Origin of the sequence: Roseibium sp. (assembly GCF_965216085.1) — a bacterium.
GTDB lineage: Bacteria > Pseudomonadota > Alphaproteobacteria > Rhizobiales > Stappiaceae > Roseibium.
This window is the reverse complement of record NZ_OZ244138.1, coordinates 3,092,190-3,110,420: the sequence shown is the minus strand read 5'-3', so window position 1 is coordinate 3,110,420 and position 18,231 is coordinate 3,092,190. Positions and strand designations below refer to the sequence as shown.

At 55.4% G+C, this 18,231-nt stretch carries 12 protein-coding genes; 5 read left to right on the top strand and 7 right to left on the bottom strand.

The window, feature by feature from the left end; genetic code table 11:
* Positions 1-55: 55 nt before the first annotated feature.
* Both ACOOFE_RS14610 and ACOOFE_RS14605 read right to left on the bottom strand, forming a co-directional pair.
* A complete protein-coding gene (locus ACOOFE_RS14610; RefSeq protein WP_420410732.1) occupies positions 56-640 on the bottom strand; it encodes a YceI family protein in 585 nt (194 codons plus the stop codon).
* Between the two features lie 134 nt (positions 641-774).
* Positions 775-1,047: a hypothetical protein gene (locus ACOOFE_RS14605; RefSeq protein WP_420410731.1), complete on the bottom strand. Its 273-nt coding sequence runs from the start codon at positions 1,045-1,047 to the stop codon at positions 775-777.
* Between ACOOFE_RS14605 and ACOOFE_RS14600 the strand changes: the two genes are divergently transcribed.
* From ACOOFE_RS14600 to ACOOFE_RS14580, 5 genes are all read left to right on the top strand, one after another.
* A complete protein-coding gene (locus ACOOFE_RS14600; protein ID WP_420410730.1) occupies positions 1,031-1,753 on the top strand; it encodes a glycerophosphodiester phosphodiesterase family protein in 723 nt (240 codons plus the stop codon). The two genes, ACOOFE_RS14605 and ACOOFE_RS14600, sit on opposite strands and share 17 nt — an antisense overlap.
* A 195-nt stretch (positions 1,754-1,948) precedes the next feature.
* Positions 1,949-3,355, top strand: a complete 1,407-nt coding sequence (locus tag ACOOFE_RS14595; RefSeq protein ID WP_420410729.1) for a FecR domain-containing protein — start codon at positions 1,949-1,951, stop codon at positions 3,353-3,355.
* An 8-nt stretch (positions 3,356-3,363) separates the two neighbouring features.
* A complete protein-coding gene (locus tag ACOOFE_RS14590; protein ID WP_420410728.1) occupies positions 3,364-6,141 on the top strand; it encodes an EAL domain-containing protein in 2,778 nt (925 codons plus the stop codon).
* Positions 6,142-6,277: 136 nt separating this feature from the next.
* On the top strand, positions 6,278-7,084 hold the full coding sequence (locus tag ACOOFE_RS14585; RefSeq protein ID WP_420410727.1) for a DeoR/GlpR family DNA-binding transcription regulator: 807 nt from the start codon (positions 6,278-6,280) through the stop codon (positions 7,082-7,084).
* The gene (locus ACOOFE_RS14580) at positions 7,081-8,235 is read left to right on the top strand and encodes an MFS transporter (protein WP_420410726.1); all 1,155 of its coding nucleotides are present in this window, start codon (positions 7,081-7,083) and stop codon (positions 8,233-8,235) included. The genes ACOOFE_RS14585 and ACOOFE_RS14580 overlap by 4 nt, the downstream gene beginning before the upstream one ends.
* A gap of 58 nt (positions 8,236-8,293) precedes the next feature.
* Here ACOOFE_RS14580 and ACOOFE_RS14575 read toward each other — a convergent pair whose 3' ends face one another.
* The 5 genes from ACOOFE_RS14575 to folD all read right to left on the bottom strand — a co-directional run bounded on the left by ACOOFE_RS14575 (position 8,294) and on the right by folD (position 18,165).
* Positions 8,294-9,751, bottom strand: coding sequence for an NAD-dependent succinate-semialdehyde dehydrogenase (locus ACOOFE_RS14575; RefSeq protein ID WP_420410725.1), 1,458 nt, complete (start codon positions 9,749-9,751; stop codon positions 8,294-8,296).
* 354 nt (positions 9,752-10,105) lie between these two features.
* On the bottom strand, positions 10,106-10,456 hold the full coding sequence (locus ACOOFE_RS14570) for a helix-turn-helix domain-containing protein (protein WP_209010734.1): 351 nt from the start codon (positions 10,454-10,456) through the stop codon (positions 10,106-10,108).
* 263 nt (positions 10,457-10,719) lie between these two features.
* A complete protein-coding gene (locus ACOOFE_RS14565) occupies positions 10,720-15,066 on the bottom strand; it encodes a translocation/assembly module TamB domain-containing protein (protein ID WP_420410724.1) in 4,347 nt (1,448 codons plus the stop codon).
* Positions 15,067-15,071: 5 nt separating this feature from the next.
* On the bottom strand, positions 15,072-17,057 hold the full coding sequence (locus ACOOFE_RS14560) for an autotransporter assembly complex protein TamA (RefSeq protein ID WP_420410723.1): 1,986 nt from the start codon (positions 17,055-17,057) through the stop codon (positions 15,072-15,074).
* A gap of 196 nt (positions 17,058-17,253) precedes the next feature.
* The gene (folD, locus tag ACOOFE_RS14555) at positions 17,254-18,165 is read right to left on the bottom strand and encodes a bifunctional methylenetetrahydrofolate dehydrogenase/methenyltetrahydrofolate cyclohydrolase FolD (protein WP_420410722.1); all 912 of its coding nucleotides are present in this window, start codon (positions 18,163-18,165) and stop codon (positions 17,254-17,256) included.
* Between the last annotated feature and the right edge of the window lie 66 nt (positions 18,166-18,231).

Sequence of the window (18,231 nt, the reverse complement as noted above, 5' to 3'; positions counted from 1 at the left end):
GACGTTGCCTCAGGGAACAGGCGGGAAGTCTACAGATAGACTTCCCGGTGTTTGTTTAGTTCGTTGCTGTTGTGGTCAGCGTTTCTGTGTGGAACTTGATTGTGACGTCATCCCCCACATAAGGAACGAACATGTCCATGCCAAAGTCGGAGCGCTTGATAACGGTGCTGACTGCAAAGCCAACAGCTTCCTTCTTGGCCATTGGATGTTCGCCCATGGCAGTGACATCGACAGTCAGAGTGACCGGTTTGGTGATGCCTTTCAGGGTCAGATCGCCGGTGACCTCAAGCTGTTTCTCACCGGTTTGTGCGACCTTGGTGCTTTTGAAGGTGGCTTCCGGGAACTTGGCCGCATCGAAGAAGTCCGGGCTTTTCAGATGGGTGTCACGGTCCGCCCAGAAGGTGTCGAGACTGCCGATCTGGATGGTGAATTCGACTGAAGAATTCGCTGGTGTTTCCTTGTCGATCTTCAACGTCCCATCCCAGTCGCCAAAACGGCCGTCGGTGGTCGAATATCCCAGGTGGTTGTAGGTGAACGACAGGTTGGAGTGCGACTTGTCGAAGTCGAAGGCCACCGGTTCGGCAAAGGCGGTGCCGGCCAGGAGGGAAAGCGCGAAAGCGGATGTCGCAAGACGGATCATGTTTGAACCTCATCAAGAAAATGTCGAAGACGCTCGTCTGGAACGCTGATGGTTCACTTAATGTGATTTTTCCGTGGTGCAATTTGACTGACTGTTTTCGCTGGGTGAACAATTTGTGATTTGATGTTCGATTGTTAGACGTCGAACGAATCGGGGAGCCAAAAAGAGCGGAAAACCTGGATGGAAACTGCCAAAGAACAGCCGGAAACCTCGGTGAGTTGGCTCTCTATTGCAAATAGCTGCTTGTTTTTTTTAAAGAAAAACCTGATCTTCGCAGATGTCATCATGCCATCAAGGTTTTCAGGCATGGCTATAAACTGAGCTTCTTCGGAAGCGTTTTCCCCGTGAACACCTGTGTAACTGTGCGTTCGAACCCTCAGGAGCAATGCCGTGAAACGTGCTGCCATCGTTTGCCATCGTGGTGCAAGTTTGAAAGCCCCGGAAAACACCCTGGCTGCGCTTGAAGCGGCGATCGCCGATGGTGTGGAGGTGGTCGAGCTGGATGTGAGACCATCGCGCGACGGCGTTTTGTATGTCCATCATGACGAGACGGTGGACCGCACGACAAATGGCACCGGGCGTCTCGGGGACATGCTGTCCTCCGAGATTGATCAGCTGGATGCCGGGTCCTGGTTTTCGAAAGACTTTGCTGGTGAGCGGGTGCCCCGGTTTTCATCGTTTCTGGATGCCTGCAAAGGCCGGATTGCTGTTTATGCGGAAATCAAGGAAGGGGATCCGGCCGAGGTACGCGATATGCTGCAAACCCGGGACATGCTGGAAGCTGCCTGGACCTTTTCGTTTGATCAGGCAATTCGCGCCGAGACCCGGGCCCGCGTACCGGACCTCCGATTGATGGTGCTCTTCGATCATGTCGGATCGGTCGAGCGGGCAGTCGCCCAGGGGGCTGCCATTTTGGAGTTTCAGGCGCATAATCTTGATGTGGACCTTGCTGAATCTGCCCGGGAGGCCGGATTGATCACGCAGCTTTTCTATGATGGCGACGACCGGTCGGTGTTTGAACTAGCCATCCGTTGCGGCATTGAGCAGATGAACATTGACCATGTCGATGTGTTCCGTTCGGTCGAAGACAGTCTGCTCGCTCCTGCGCAGTAGTAGTGTTCTTATTTTGTTTTCAGTTTTGCGAAGTGGTTTTCACTTAGTGTTAAATTTATCAATGCATATTCACTCCAAGTTCACTCAGCGTAACTTGGGATGTGTTTGGTGGTGGTTGCAAAGTTTTGCAATTTTAAGAAGAAGTCGTTTGTAAGGGTCGTTTGTCAAAAAACTGCCTCGATACTGGCGGTTTGTGTGTTTTCCTTAGTAGTTTTTCTTGCCGGGTCAGCGGAGGCGCGTGCCCAGTGGATTGTAAAGCGCGTGTCCGGGGTCGTTTATTTTGTCGCGCCGCAGGTGAAGGCATTCCGTGTCAAGCGTGGGATGGTGTTTGAGCCTGGCTACACTATGGCCACGCGGTCTAATGGACGGGCTCTGATTGCGCGTGGGTCAGAAACAATTTCGGTGGGTCCAAACACCAAGTTCGCCATCTCAAAATACCGCAGCCAGAACGGCAAAACGACGCTACTGCAGCGCAAGGGCAAAGTGACGGTTGATGTACAAAAACGGCGGCGCCCGCATTTTACTGTCGAAACACCGTTTTTGGCAGCGGTCGTAAAGGGCACTAAGTTTGGGGTTTCAGTTAACTCCCGCGAAGCGCGGGTCTCTGTTCAGCGGGGACTGGTGGAAGTTTCAGACCTCGCAACAGGTCAACGGGCTTCATTAGGCGCCGGACATACAGCGACGAGCGCTCCTGGAAACAAAGCCGGATTGTCTGTCTCAGGTGTGAATGCGCCGGCTGTCTCTCCGGGAACGCCGAGAGCTTCGACATTCGCCACGCCCAATACGCCAACTGCACCGAATGCGGCGCCCGCGAACAACACCAATCGGTCTGGTGGGCTTTTCGGCGGTATTTTTTCCGGTGGTTCCGCAACTAACCAGGGGCAAAGCGCCAGCAACAGTGCAGGTGGCGGAAACGGAAACAGCGGTGGCGCAAATGGGTCTTCGGGGAACGGGGAATCCAGCGGCAATTCCGGTAACAACGGAAACGGCAACGGCAATTCCGGTAACAATGGGAATGGCAACGGCAATTCCGGTAACAACGGAAACGGCAACGGCAATTCCGGTAACAATGGGAATGGCAACGGCAATTCCGGTAACAACGGAAACGGCAACGGCAATTCCGGTAACAATGGGAATGGCAACGGCAATTCCGGAAACAACGGGAATGGTAACGGCAATTCCGGTAACAACGGAAATGGCAATTCCGGTAACAATGGGAATGGCAACGGCAATTCCGGAAACAACGGGAATGGTAACGGCAATTCCGGTAACAACGGAAATGGCAATTCCGGTAACAACGGAAATGGCAACGGCAATTCCGGTAACAACGGGAATGGCAACGGCAATTCCGGAAACAACGGGAATGGCAACGGCAATTCCGGAAATAACGGAAATGGCAACGGCAATTCCGGAAATAACGGAAATGGCAACGGCAATTCCGGTAACAATGGGAATGGCAACGGCAATTCCGGAAACAACGGGAATGGCAACGGCAATTCCGGAAACAATGGGAATGGCAACGGCAATTCCGGAAACAACGGGAATGGTAACGGCAATTCCAGCGGCAACGGAAACGGCAACGGCTCCAGTGGCGAGAGCTAAGCTACGCTATGCGCATTAGGTCAAATCAGGTCTGGTACAAAAGGGCGGTCAGCGCTCTGTTGATTGCGCTGGTTACGCTGACTGGCCTTCTGGCCCTTCGGTCTTTGGGCATCACGGACGCCCTTGACCGGACGATTTGGGAACAGAGGTTTGCGGCCTCAAATCGCCCAGTATCCGGGGATATCGTGTTTGTCGATATTGATGCCCGGAGTCTCGATGAGCTCGGCGTCTGGCCAGTCCCGCGCAGCACATACGCCAGGCTGATCAACCAGCTCACCGAAATGGATGTGTCGGATATTGTTTTTGATATCGACTTCAGTTCCGTTTCAAGTCATGCAGAAGACTCTATTTTCGCGGATGCAATCGAAAGAGCTGGTAACGTAAGCCTGGCTGCCTTTCGGCAAGCAGCAAGTGGCTCTCAAGCGACAGACAAAGAAGTCCTAAATCAACCGATTGACAAGTTTTTAGATGTTGCGTGGCCGGTTGTCGTCATGGTTCCGGTGGAAGCTGACAGCAGGATCTGGCGCAATCTTTATGGCTACGAGTTGAGCGGTAACCAGGAGGTTTCCGCCGCTGCGTACTTGGGTGAGTATTCGGGAAATGCTTTGGGTTCATTTTGGCTCGACTACAGCATAGCGATAGATCAGATCCCAACAGTTTCCATGATAGACGTTTTGAATGGAAACGTGCCGATTACACAGTTGTTTGGCAAAAAAGTCATCATCGGTGCCAGCGCGCAGGAACTAAGGGATCTTTTTCCAACGCCAGTCTTTGGCATGCTGCCAGGGGCTGTCATTCAGGCACTGGGTGCCGAAACGCTGCTGCAAGACCGAGCCCTTCAAATTCAAGGGGAGGTGCTGGCAGTCGTTGCAGTCTTCTGCATATTCTTTCTGTTCATGCTTAGCAAAGCAGAAGGTCTAGGGATCAAGATCGCAATCTTGCTTCTGGCTTCGATTTCATTGGAAGTTGCCAGCTATATGATCTTGCAAGAACGTCCTATTATGATCTCAACCGCAAGCGCGCAGTTTCTTCTCTTCCTAACGGCGATCATTATTGTTTTCCGGGAGCTTGGGCTGCAGAAACTATTGTCGCAGATCTATCAAATCCGGCAACGGAACAGTATCCGGATGCTGGGACAAGTGTTCGACGATAGCTTTGACGCAATCGTTGTGCTGGATCGTAAAGGGAATGTTACAGCATCAAGCCAAGTCGCCCGAAGCCTTTTTGGATTGAAGGACGTTGCCGGAGAGGAAGGTGGAAAAGCGCTGCCTGAAGAGTTAGTTGAAGAAGCTGTGGCGGTTTTGTCCTTGCCCATCGGTATCCGGCCAGTGCCGAAGCAAATGAGCTTGATTGATGAAGACGGTAACCACCGGATTATTGAATATGTGGTCACCCGTTCGGAAAAAGCGATTGAAGGACGAACGACCGGCAAGACACAAGAAACTGAAGCTTTGGCCTGCCTGACTTGCAGGGATATTACCGAACAACAGGAAGCCACTGAAAGGCTGTCTTATCTCGCCAAATATGACCCTGTCACCGGTTTGGTAAACCGCAATGGCTTCGAAGAGGTGGTTGCGCAGCGCGTCTCAGAGATGCGAGCTTCCGGAGACCAATTCTGTATGGTCCAAGTCGCTATTTCCAATCTTGATCAGATTATTGCCTCTCTGGGCTATTCCTATGGCGATATGTTGCGATCCGCGATTGCGCAACGGCTGCAGCGGCATTTCGGTCAGAGTTATGCTTGGGGCGCCCTCACGGCGGATGTCTTTGCAGGCGCCTTTCCTGAACGTGAAAACTCAGCATTTTATGGTGGCGTCGTCCAAGAAATTCGCGAGGTTTTTAGTCAGGATTATATGATTGAAGGGTCGCGAATAGCCGTTCAATTGAATGCCGGTTACATCGTTGATGACGGTACCTTTGAGGTTGATGATTTCCTGAAAAAGTCGGGGAATGCTCTTGCGCGGGCGCGGAGAAATGAGCGTGTGGAGGTTGTAACCTTTCAGCCAAAAATGAATGAGGAACTGCATCGCCGGAGAGAATTGGAAATGGAGCTTTTCAAGTCCATTTCTCGAGATGAACTACGAATGTTCTATCAGCCGCTTGTTGATTTGCAGACCCGAAACATCATTGGTGTTGAGGCACTTCTTAGGTGGCGTCATGGCGAACTTGGCGAGATTTCTCCTGCAGAATTTGTTCCGATCTCCGAAGAGAATGGATTTATCGTCGAATTGGGGACTTGGGTCCTCAACAGGGCAATGCGCGAAGCAGCGTCTTGGGGAAGCTCCATCCGGTTGGCGATCAATGTTTCGGCTCTCCAGTTTAGCCGCGGCGACATTGTGTCAACGATTCACGACGCCCTGCACACTAGCGGGTTTCCGGCGCAGCGCCTCGACTTAGAGATAACGGAATCCCTTTTTATCGACGAGACGATCGACCTCCGGTCAAGCATGGAGGAACTTCGGGACATGGGGTGCCGTTTTTCGCTGGACGATTTTGGTACTGGCTATTCGTCCCTTGGCTACATCCCGAACTATCCGTTTTCCAAAATCAAACTGGATCGAATGTTCATAACCAATGTTTCAGAGAACAAGAAAGACGTCGCCCTGATTGAAGCTGTCCTTCATATGGCGGATGCATTCGGGATGGAAACGGTTATGGAGGGTGTCGAAACGGAAGAGCAAGCCCGAACACTGACCAATTTGGGGTGCCGGATCGGACAGGGGTATCTCTTCGCAAAACCCATGAGCGCCAGCGACTTGAACCTTATGATCAAAGAATGCGCTTGAGTATCTATTGTCGCCAAGCCATGAATTGATCGTCGTGGCTACAAAAAACTCCCGACTAAAATCTCATAGAAATTGAGTTTTGGATCCAGGTAGTTTGCATATTGATGTGCATGTTTGTGCATGATAATGCATGTTTATGTCCAATGTTTCTCATTTGCCCGAGCAGCGGCGCGCTGCGATCTTGAAAACTCTGGATGGCGGTGAGCCGGTGTTTGCAGCCGATCTTGCCCGAGAGTTTTCCGTTTCCGAGGACGCCATCCGGCGAGACCTGCGAAAACTCGCGGCCGAGGGTCTGTGCGAAAAAGTCTACGGCGGGGCAATGCCGCTCCGGCCGGTTCCAAGCCTTTATTCAGAACGGGCAGAGCGCGGGCAGGGGCAAAAACGAGCCTTGGCCAGAGCCGCCCTGCCACTGATCACAAAACGCCAATGCCTTTATCTCGATGCTGGCAGCACAAATGCCGCCCTGACGGCCATGCTGCCGGATGATCTGGATTTGACTGTTGTCACCAATTCTGTTCCCGTGCTGTCCCGATTGATGGAGCGGGACGGGATCACAGTCTATGCGCTCGGCGGTCTGTTAAATCCTCAGATTGGCGGTACGACCGGCGTGCAGGCAGTGGCTGATGTGTCGCTCTACAGGTTTGACCTGGCGTTCCTGGGCGCCTGCGGATTGAGCCGGAATACCGGTTTAAGCATTCATGACGGCGAAGAGGCTGCATTAAAGCGGGCGGTGCTCAAAAACAGTTCCCAATGCGCGGCACTGGTCACCAGCGAAAAACTGGGTACATGCCTGGCGCATAAGGTCGCTGCTTTTGATCAGGTGGATTATCTTGTTCTGGAGTCAGATGTGCCTTTGGCCGAGCGCGAAAACTATTCCAGCGGGACAAACACACTCCTATTCGCTGATGAGCCTAGAAACCGGGCCGGAGGGACATCGTCATGACTGCACGCGCTGCTGCTGTGTCCAGCAACCGGCCGGAAACCCGCCTGGCCACCCGGATGGTGTTTTTTGTACCCGGTTTCATCATGGGCGCATGGTCGCCGCTGATCCCCTTTGCCAAATTGCGCACCGGGCTGGATGAGGCCGGTCTCGGTTTATTGTTATTATGCCTAGGGATTGGCTCTGTGGTTTACATGCCATTGGCAGGAGGGCTGTGCACACGGTTTGGCGCCAGAAACGTGATCCTTTATGGGGGGGCCGGGCTGTGCGTCGTTTTTCCGGCTTTAGGCGTGCTAGCCTCTGTCCCGTCGCTGATAGCCGCGGTGTTTCTCATCGGCGGCTTTCTAGGGCTTCTGGAAGTGGCGATGAACTCGCACGCGGTTGAGGTTGAAAGCGCCTCTGAACGGCCGCTGATGTCCGGTTTTCATGCTCAGTTTAGTGTCGGCGGTTTTGTTGGAGCAGGTGGTATGACGCTGTTTCTGGCGATTGGCCTGACACCGCCCATTGCTGCGCTGCTGACGGCAGGCCTTGCGTTGCTCATCTTGCTGTTTGCAGGACCGAACCTTCTGGATTGCAAAGGCCAGGCCGATGAAACAACCCGCCGCAAGCGGATCCCGCCTGGAGCCATCCTTTTGCTGGCAGCTCTGGCCGCAATAACATTTCTAATCGAAGGGGCGGTCCTTGATTGGAGCGCTCTGCTGATCACCGAAAAGGGTCTTGTGGCAATCTCAGAAGGCGGGATCGGGTTCATGGTCTTTTCGGTCGCGATGATGATCGGCCGCCTGTTTGGCGATCGTTTCGTGGCGGCTGTGGGCAGCCGCAACACCTTGTTCTGGGGTGGAACATTGACCATTGCCGGCGTGCTTCTAGCGGCTTTGGGATCAAACATCTTTATCGCAATGATCGGGTTTTTGGCCATTGGCTTTGGCGCGTCGAATATCGTGCCTGTGCTGTTCAGCCTTGCCGGCCGGCAGCGGCAGATGCCATCCGGTCAGGCGATTGCTGTTGTGGCGACCGCCGGATATGCCGGGATTTTGCTTGGCCCGGCCGCAATCGGTTTCATTGCCGATGCAATTGGACTGACGCTAGCCTTTGCCGGTTTGGCAGCACTGTTGGCGCTGGTACCGCTCTGTGCAAAAAAGGCTGCCGGGTAGGCAGCCTTTTCAATCTCTTTTTTCTGCGTAATCCGCTATAGGACCAGTTACGACGCTTTTAGATCCCCAAGCCGCCAAGGCAGCTGTATTTGATGTTCAGATAGTCATCGAGGCCGTATTTTGAGCCTTCATTGCCGATGCCGCTGTCCTTGAAACCGCCGAAGGGGGCAACTTCGGTGGTGATTACACCCTCATTGACGCCCACAAGGCCGTACTGGAGGTTTTCCATAACGCGGAACGTGCGGCCGAGATCCTTGGTGAAGAAGTAACAGGCAAGCCCGTATTCCGTGTCGTTGGCGCGGGCGATGGCTTCTTCCTCCGTATCGAATTTGAAGAGTGCCGCCAGCGGACCAAATGTTTCTTCGCTGGCCACCTTCATGTCGGCGGTGGCGCCTGTGATGAGGGTTGGCTCAAAGAACGTGCCCGGTCCATCGCTGCGTTTGCCGCCGCTCACAAGTTCGCCGCCTTTGGCGAGCGCGTCTGCCACGTGATCGGCAACCTTGTCCAAGGCGGCTTCGTTGATCAGCGGGCCTTGCGTGCTGCCACTTTCCAGGCCGTTGCCGGTTTTCAACTGGGCTGCGATGGCGTCCTTCAGCTTTGCAGCAAAGGCATCATAGACACCCGCCTGAACATAGAGCCGGTTGGCGCAAACGCAGGTCTGTCCGGAGTTGCGGAATTTAGACGCAATCGCGCCTTCAACCGCTTTGTCGAGATCCGCGTCGTCGAACACGATGAAGGGCGCATTGCCTCCAAGCTCCATGGAGATCTTCTTCATGTTCTTGCCAGCATTGCCGGCAAGCAGTTTGCCGACCCGGGTCGATCCGGTGAAGGTGATCTTTTTGAGCTGCGGGTTTTCGCACATTTCCTCGCCAATCGCCGGAGCATCACCGGTGACGATGTTGATCACACCGGCCGGGACACCGGCTTTTTCAGCCAAAATGCCGTAGATCAACGCTGAATACGGTGTGAATTCAGCCGGTTTCATCACCATGGTGCAGCCCGCAGCAAGGGCAGCGCCAAGCTTGCGGGCGATCATCGAATTCGGGAAGTTCCAGGGCGTGATCGAACCAACGACACCAACCGGTTCCTTGGTCACCAGGATGCGGCGGTCGGCCCAAGGGGAGGGGATGGTGTCGCCGTAAATGCGTTTGCCTTCTTCGGCAAAGAAGCGGATGTATTTGACGCCAAGCGCAATCTCGCCTTTGGCTTCTGCGAGCGGCTTGCCCATCTCTGTGGTCAGGAGCACCGCGAGATCGTCGATCACGGCCATGATCTCATCGCACAGCTTGTGCATGACGGTGGCGCGCGCTTCAGCCGTCATGGCTTTCCAGGCCGGCATGGCTTTATAAGCCGCGGCAATTGCCCGGTTTGTCTCCTCCCGCCCGCAAAACGGAATGGTGCCGATGGTTTCGCCGGTCGCCGGATTGGTAACATCCAGTGTTTTGCCGCTGTCGGCATCCTGCCAGGAACCGTCGATGTAGACCTGCTGTTTCAAAAGCGCTGGGTTGAGGGACATGGAGAACTCCGTGGCTAAAGAGGCGGGATCCGGATGCGTGCCGGTCTTAAGTGCCAATGTGATAGGCGCTCGCCTAAGGGTCTGGCAAGGCCATTCGCACGTGAAAAATCAATGTCCGGGGGCTTTTATATGAAACCTACAAATGCCCTGCTGCATAAGGACAAGATTTCTGAGGGCATGCGCTGTCGTTTATTGAAACAGCAATATCAGATTGCGCGTAGCCGCCTGGTAACCGGCGGCTCTCTTCCTGAGGAAAAGGCACGGGAAAGCAGCTTTGCCCGCCGGCGCAATTTAAGAAGACTTGATGCGCCTGGCTGGGCGGTAGACCGTAAATATCGGGAGCAGAAGGCTGGATTAGCTTCCGCCGAGACGGCTTTGAAGGACGGAAATCTCGTCGGCAAGCGCTTGTGCTTGTTTCTGGATCCGATCGAGGGCAACGCGCATGCTGTCGATATCAGCAGCTGCATCTTCTGCAACGGGCGGAGAGCCGCGTCCAACGAGCAGCCAGGTTGGGCTGACGTTCAAGATACCGGCGAGCAGGATCAACTTGTTGGAGCGTGGCTCGGACCGGTCGCTTTCCCAGCTATGCATTGTTGCAGTTTTGATGCCGAGGCGCCGGGCGAGCTGAGCAGTCGAAAGACCAGCAATATCGCGTGCCTTACAAATGCGTTCACCCAAAGTGTAGTCGCTGCTGCGGTTTGACATGTGATTTGATCCGTTGTCTTCAGGCATTTCGACCGCGGGATAAACGGATTCCTGTGGCTCTGATGGCAAGTCTATTTTGTGAAGATGGGTCATGGCGCGAACCTCGCACGTTCTGGGTGTGCACCGCAACAGGCCGGAGGCGAATTGTCGCAAAAAGAAAGCTGGGTGGCGGTTTTCTACCGCAAAACTGCTAAAAATACCGGTGGCAGTTGACGCGTTTTGACGGAAAACAACCAGAACCGGCTCCAAAATCCATTGCCGCCTTAATATTCACGTTCAAAAAAGATACCCGCCTTTGAGGAACCGTCTGCGCCGACTTCGCCGCGAACCTTCAATCCCCGGTCGAGATCGATATCGACTTTGACCCGGCTGGAATCGCTGCGGGTGCCCTGTTCCACGCCAAGGTAGATGTTGTCGTTGATATAGCGGCCGACGGAAACCGAAGGCCCGTCTTCGCCGGAGGTATCGATATCGATGGCATCGAGACCGAGCGACTTGCGGATTTGGGCGAGCGGACCACTGTCACTGCCACCGGTCAGCGTGGCGATCGCAGCACCAAGCTGGGCGATCTGCGACGCCGAAAGATTGCCCACCCGTTTGCCGAAGAGCAGCAGGGCAAGGACTTCATCTTGCGGAAGTTCCGGCGAAGATGTGAAACTGATTTCCGGATTGTCGGCATCGCCGGTGACTTTCACCGTGATGGTGGTGTCGCTCACCGTTGAGGTTGCGGCAAAATCGAGAACCGGCGTCATCGACCCTTCGAAGGTTGCCCGCCCGTACGAGAAGGTTAAACGTCGAGTCAGGATGTCGAATTGCCCTCGGCGCAGCGAAAACGCACCGACGGCTTGTGGATCCGCTGTGGTACCCACCACTTTAAGATTGCCTTCCAGCTCCGCATCGAGACCCCGGCCACGAACAAAAATCCGACCAGGTGCTGAGACCAGGACGTCGAGGCGGGGGGGATTGCTCTTTTGCTCTGTAGCGCTTTGCTTTTTACCGCCGCCCAATTCGGCGGCCTGCCGGCGGACTGCGGCTGACGCATGCAGATGGCGCACTTCCACAGGCGCGATCGCACCAGGGAGCGATTCCGGTATGGAAACATCGGCTTTGTTGATGGTGACCGTTCCACCAATCAGCGGTGCGGCGGAGGCTGATGCCAGGGGCCCTGTCACGGATATCTTGGCATCGACTTCGGCATTGACGAGGCCAGGGTCAATGTAGCGGGCTCGATCCAGCGCCAAGGACAGATTGGCAGGAGACCCATTTTTCATGCCGACGGTTCCGGTCGCCGACAGCGATCCGCCCGTTGCCAGATCACCTGCGATGCCGTTCAAAGAGGCCTGGTCTTGAGTGATTGCAGCAGAGCCCCGGATGTTTTGCACGGTCAATCCGGTCGACAAGCTGGTGATTTTTAAGCCGGATGGCGCGGCCGTGAGAGTGTAGGCAGGCGCTTGGACGCCGCCACCCACGGTGCCTTTCAAGGAGACACCGCCATCTGCCCGGATCCCGGCTTCCAACAGCGGGCGTCTCAGGGCTGCCATCGGGATGGTTCCCGCGACAGAGAGCGAAATTGGCTGAGGTGACGTGAGTCCAATGCTGCCGTCTGCGCTGACCGACAAGCCGCTGGCATCCGTGAGTTTGGTCTGCTGGCTGATTTGATTGTTTTTGAGCGACCCGGTGGACGATAGTCCCAAAGCGGAGAGTCCATTTGCTTTAAGCGGCGCAGCGGTTAGGCCCGCACCGGTTAAGGTCCAATCCGCTTGCGGAACCGAGGCACTGCCCGTTGCAGAAACTGAGCCGGAGAGGGTGCCTCCGATATCAAGGGCCGGAACAAAGGCGTTGGCAAGCGAGAGGGGGACCGCATTGAGAGCCGCCTGAAGTCCGAGTGTTTGACCCACAGTGCCGGAAATCGACAAAGACCCTTTGCCAAGCGCCAGCTCCAGCGGCGAAATCTCCGCCGTGCCGTCTGTATAGCGGATCGCCGCGGGTTGTTTGAGCTGGCTCTTGATGCCTTGGTACGTCAGGGCCAGCTGGTTGAGGGCCAGCGTATAGCTAACTGTCGAAGGTTGGCTTAAGTGCGCGGACAGCGACAGTCCATCTTCGGCACCTTCTTCGAGTTTTACATCCGCACTTAAAGCAGTGCCTTCGCCGGTTGGCCGAGCCGTGATATCAGCGCTGCGCACAGGCGTTGCCGGTGTGATGAGATCGGTGAGCTGAAGATGGGCGGAAAGGCTTCTGGGATCGTATGGCTGGGCCAGATCCGCCTTTAAACTGAGAGACCCGAGACTGAGGGACGGGATGTCAATATCGGCGCCCGTCAGATCCAGCAGGAGCTTGGTCTTGTCCGGATCCGCTGTCAGCGTTCCCTTAACGCTGCCGCTTAAATCTGTGAGCACGAGCGGCGAGATCGAAGCAAGGTCCGGTGCATCGATTTTCAGTGCACCGCTCAAGGTCTCCAGCGGCTTTTCCAGATCTGCGACGGTAAGAGCGCCGGTCACACTGTTGCCCGCAAGGCGGATGGCGAGCGGGTCAAGGCCGGCAGAACCGTTTTTGCTCTTCAAGTCCACATCAATTGAGACAGTCTGGCCGCTGAGATCGGCTGATCCCTTGATATCCGCAGACGGCGCTGTACGGTCGGCAATCGCGTCGACGTTAAGATCCAGATTATCGAGCGGCGTGCCGGCCAAAAGAATTTGTTTTGAACGGGCGGTCGCCGAGATTTCAAGCTTGTCGACTGGTCCGGTGGTTTTAGCGCTCAAATCAAGGGCGCCCCCCAACTGGGGATCGGCTCGGGCGAGCTCAAGCAGAGACAGAGACAGGTCTGATTTCAGCGCACCATTTGAATAATCGGCGGCCGCTGTGGCGTTAAGAGTGGCGTTTTTGACCGACAAATCCTGGATTGAAACCGAATCTGGTCCGTTGAGCGCGATCGACCCGGTGACATCGGTTTTGCCGTGCAAGAGGGCATCTGCTTGGCGCACGCCAGTTTTTATATCGGTCCCGGCAGCAGAAAACTCGGCCGTGCCGGTGAGTGCGGCCGGGTTAACATCAAACGAGAGGTTGGCTGCAAGCGCTCCTGCGAGATCACGGCCCGCCAATCGGGATAAAAGCGCGAGATCGAAAACAGAAACATTCCCGTTCCCAGCGGCTTTGTCTTGCGAAAGGACTGTGTCTGAGAGGCCAATATCGGCCACATTGGATTTCACATCCAACGTCACCAAATTGATAGACTTCTCAGCGGCCTTGAGGTGGCCATTGGCTGTGGCCGAAAGCCTGCCGGACAGCGCCTGTGTTTGGGGTGTCTGCCCCTGAATCCCTTGGACATCCAGAGCGATTTTGAACGGTGTCGCCAAAGCATTGGAGGTGAAATTCGCTCCAGCGCCACTGGCCACCAATTTGAACCGGTCAACCTGGGCCTCTGTTGTCCGAAACGACTGCAGCCCGGCCTCCGCGGTCCAGTCGGCGGACTTCAGAGGGCCATCGGCAGAAAGCTGCGCGTTAACTGGGCCAAAAGCAACGCGGCGTCCGTCGAAGTCAACGGCAATCAGCGCGTCATTTCCTGCATTGATGGCAAGATCGGCCTTCGCGGAGATCCGATCCTCATTGATTTCCCCCGTGCCCGACAGTGTGACGGTCTGCGTTTTCAGATCAATCGCACCCTCATACGGCGCAAAGTCCAAAGAAAAATCCGCACTGCCTGTCGCATGGGTGGTTCCGAGCAAAAACGCTTGAATTTCCGGCGGAGCGAGCGGGGCTAGATCGCCATCCAAATCAAAGGTCAGGTTCCGGATGGCAAGAGTTTTGTTCAGTTTCGCGTTACCAGAGACGGTTTGATGTCCATCCAGGGAAATGGCCAGATCCGCAGCCCAATCATCAATCGGCCCGCTGCCTGTCAGTGTCAGACCCAAGGCCGGCAGATTGGGTACATCCATGAGCCGGGCCACCATTCCCCCGCGTGGCTCGGACGCTTTGATGTCGAAGGTCAGTGTTTCGTCTTCGGGAGCAAACTCCGCGCTTGCGGTCAAAAATCCGTCAACGCCATCGATCCGTTTGACGCTCAACTCGGCTGCAAACACCGCCGGCTCTAGCGCAGCTGTGCCGGACCCGGTGAGCGCCATGGCAATTGGAGCTCCCAGGACTGGTTCGCCGAGATTAATTTCACCGATGGACAACGCATTCAAAGAAATGTCGAACGGCAGTCCCAAGGATGATTGGGATGCATTCGTGGTTTCACTGGACGGATCAGCCGCGTCTGTTGCGTGCGGAAACCGGTTGAAATCAAGCCGTTTCAGCGTGACGGTATCAAGATCCAATGAGCCGGACAACAAATGGGACGGCGACCAGGAGATACTGATCGTATCTGCTTCCAGCCACAGGCCAGTGCCATCTGCAATCGCAATCCTCTTGGCCGAAGCATCCAGACCAAAGCCGATATAGAGATCATCAATCTCAACAGTTTGGCCGGGTTTCGAGGCAAGGTCACTGGCCACATTTGAAAGCAAAGTCCGTCCCGACGGGAATTGCAGGCAAACAATCACAAATAGTGGCACTGCAACGGCGACTGCGGCAAGCAGTCCCAGAATCCGCAAGGAGAGTTTTAAAAAACGCATTGGCGTCAGAAGGCCTGGCTCAGTCCGACATAAAGGGCAAAATCCGGATCATCCTTTTCCGGATCCAACGGCACCGCCGCGTCGACGCGAAGCGGTCCTATGGGGGTAAAATAGCGCAGGCCAGCACCAACGCCTACCTTCAAGCCGTCAGAAAAGTCGGGAATGGTGTCTTCGTAAGCATTACCGGCATCGACAAAGCCGACAACGCCGATCTTATCCGTGATTTTGACCCGGACTTCGCCTGACATTTCTACGAGCGACCGGCCGCCGACAACTTCGCCGTTCAAACGTGGCCCGACATTGCGGTAGGCATATCCGCGAATGGAGCCACCGCCGCCGGCAATTAAACGCCGGTTCGCAGGAACGGCGGACACCGACGGTGCGATGATCGATCCAGCAGAGAGCTTGCCTGCAAGGATAAACCGTTTGGCGTCATCCAATGCGTAGTAGGTCGAAACCGTGCCCTTCAGGAATCCCATTCCGTTAGAGTTCTTGGCGTCATAGGCCGGTTCGCCGAACACGGCAGCAAAGATGCCTTCTGACGGATTGAGCTTGTTGTCGCGGTTGTCGAATGTCAGATCTGCAGGCAGGCCAACCAGCAGGTACTGGTTTTCGCCAAATGCATCTTCTTCATCGGCATATTGAATTTTTGCACCAACCCGTCCGCGCGTCGTTTCGCTGAACTCGCGGCTCAGATATGCGTCATATGTCATCGTCCGGCTGATATAGGCATCCGGATTTTCCTGCCGGGCTTCAAAGCTGGTTGAGAAGCTGGTCAAGGGGCCCAAAACACCAGGTTTTTCAAAGGCCACCCGAGCAGAGTATTCCTGGTTTGAAATGTTCTCCGACCCGATGCGGCCAACTGAGCCTTCGACAGACAAGGTTTCGCCGCCGCCGAATAGGTTGCGCCGGCGCCAGTATGCCTCCGCACTGAACCCTTCCGAACTAGACCAGGAGGCCCCGGCGCCGATTACATGGCGCTTACGCTCGCTGACTTCGATGGTGATTGGCAGTGTGCCGTCTGGACCCGCAACTTCGCCCTCGACAAAGCGCACGGATGAAAAGATACCAAGATCATTCAAGCGCTTGCGGGCTCTCGCAATATCCTCCGGCGAATAGGTGCCACCTTCCGGGATCATGGCCTGCTGAACCACGAAACCGGGTTTGGTAACGTCGGTTCCCGATACCGTGACAGCCCCGAAGCGCGCCTTCGGGCCGGCATCGGCAACAATCGTAGCATCCAGTGTCTTCGTTGCGTGGTCCGCTGTAATCCGACGCTCCGCGATTTTCGCTTTTGGATAGCCGCGGCCGCGCAGAAGCGAAACAATGCGTTTTTCGGCGCTCAAGATCTTTCCGGAACCGGCTGGGTCGCCGGGCGCGAGCCCCCAGAAAGACGGGTCGGTCGAAAGTTCGCTATTGCGGCTTTCAATCGAGACTTTGCCAAATGTGAAAGTGGGGCCCGGGTTTACGAGAATGCGGACATTCACCGGCCGCGTATCCGGCAAACCAGCCCGCTCCAGCGCAGATTCCAGAGGCAATCGGTTCAGTGAGATATCGACCGTTCCGCCATAATGACCAGCGGCATAAAGGCGGGCAATCAACCTTTCCCGGTCGGACAGAGCACGGGCGATCAGACCGGCTTCTCCAGACGGGGGCTTTTCCTGCTGACGGACCAGCAAGGATGCAGACGTCAGCTCTGATGCCAGTTCACCATCGTCACCGTCCGAAACGGACAGTTCGGCTTGATAAGAGATTGGATCCGGAACGGCTTCGGCTTCTTCTTTGGCGCTTTCAAAAAACTTCCAGCCGAAGATTTCAACGGCATTTACCGGAACCGGTAGGCCTAACAGCGGTAAAGCGATGAACAAAGGCAGAAACCTGCGCGCAGACACAGCAAAACGCGCCGCATTTTTTGCTAAAATGCTTGCGTAAGATGCGCTGAAGCGCTTGGACCGGATAAAACCCGATCCCTGAGACGGTAGACCCTTCACTTACTGCCGCCTGTTCAGGTTCAAAGCCGCCAATCAAGATTACGGAAAATACCGTTTTGAATCGGCGACTTGTCCGCGTTTGCAGCCCCTACATGACGGATTTTAGTGCCGTCATGGTTAAGAGGCTGTCAACGTCGATAGACCACGGGCCCGGGTTGAATGCAAGGCGGCAGATCCGGGCACCCGAATACGTGCTTTAAAACAGCGGCTCGTCGTCTGGAAGACCCATCAAGCGGCGGGCAGCTGTCAATGTGTTGACCATCAGCATTGCGATGGTCATCGGGCCGACGCCACCGGGCACAGGTGTGATCGCGCCTGCATGGCTTGCTGCTTCATTGAAAGCGACATCACCAACCAGGCGGGACTTGCCTTCGCCTTTTTCCGGGGCTGGAATGCGGTTGATACCAACGTCAATGACTGTCGCGCCTGCCTTAATCCAATCGCCCTTGATCATTTCCGGGCGGCCAACCGCTGCAACAACGATATCGGCAGCGCGGACGACGTCCGGTAAATCTTTCGTTCGGCTGTGAGCGATGGTGACCGTGCAGCTTTCAGCAAGCAGAAGGGCCGCCATCGGTTTGCCGACAATGTTGGAGCGGCCGACAACGACGGCGTTTTTGCCGGAAAGGGTATCACCCAATGTGCGCTTCAAAAGAATCATGCTGCCGGCTGGCGTGCAGGGAACCAATGCGCTGTCGCGCTCCCCAGCTGTCAGCAGGCCCACATTGACCGGGTGAAAACCGTCGACATCTTTTTCCGGCTTGATCAGGCGCAGCACTTTGCTTTCATCAATATGGCCGGGCAGGGGGAGCTGAACCAGAATACCGTGAATGTCTTCGTCGTTGTTGAGTTGATCAACAAGCGCAAGAACGGCCTCTTCGCTCGAATCTTCTGGCAAAGTGTGTTTGACGGAGTGGAAACCACAAGCTTCCGCAGCGCGGTCCTTGTTGCGGACATAAACCTGGCTGGCTGGATCCTCGCCGACAAGAACCACTGCAAGACCCGGGCGTTTGCCGGTTTCGCTCAGGAGTTTGGCAGCGCGCTCGGTAATTTCGCCGCGAACAGATTCCGCAATAGCTTTGCCGTCGATGATTTGAGCTTCTGGCATTCCGCCTCCCTTAACCGAAAGACCGGTTTTTTGTTTCATGTCTGGTGCTCACCTATAGAGCGCCAA

What these genes read in the sequence shown, in the direction of transcription:
- ACOOFE_RS14610 (WP_420410732.1), bottom strand. Translation starts at nt 640, where the DNA reads ATGATCCGTCTTGCGACATCCGCTTTCGCGCTTTCCCTCCTGGCCGGC.
- ACOOFE_RS14605 (WP_420410731.1), bottom strand. Translation starts at nt 1,047, where the DNA reads ATGGCAGCACGTTTCACGGCATTGCTCCTGAGGGTTCGAACGCACAGT.
- ACOOFE_RS14590 (WP_420410728.1), top strand. Translation starts at nt 3,364, where the DNA reads ATGCGCATTAGGTCAAATCAGGTCTGGTACAAAAGGGCGGTCAGCGCT.
- ACOOFE_RS14585 (WP_420410727.1), top strand. Translation starts at nt 6,278, where the DNA reads ATGTCCAATGTTTCTCATTTGCCCGAGCAGCGGCGCGCTGCGATCTTG.
- ACOOFE_RS14580 (WP_420410726.1), top strand. Translation starts at nt 7,081, where the DNA reads ATGACTGCACGCGCTGCTGCTGTGTCCAGCAACCGGCCGGAAACCCGC.
- ACOOFE_RS14575 (WP_420410725.1), bottom strand. Translation starts at nt 9,751, where the DNA reads ATGTCCCTCAACCCAGCGCTTTTGAAACAGCAGGTCTACATCGACGGT.
- ACOOFE_RS14570 (WP_209010734.1), bottom strand. Translation starts at nt 10,456, where the DNA reads ATGTCAAACCGCAGCAGCGACTACACTTTGGGTGAACGCATTTGTAAG.
- ACOOFE_RS14565 (WP_420410724.1), bottom strand. Translation starts at nt 15,066, where the DNA reads ATGCGTTTTTTAAAACTCTCCTTGCGGATTCTGGGACTGCTTGCCGCA.
- folD (WP_420410722.1), bottom strand. Translation starts at nt 18,165, where the DNA reads ATGCCAGAAGCTCAAATCATCGACGGCAAAGCTATTGCGGAATCTGTT.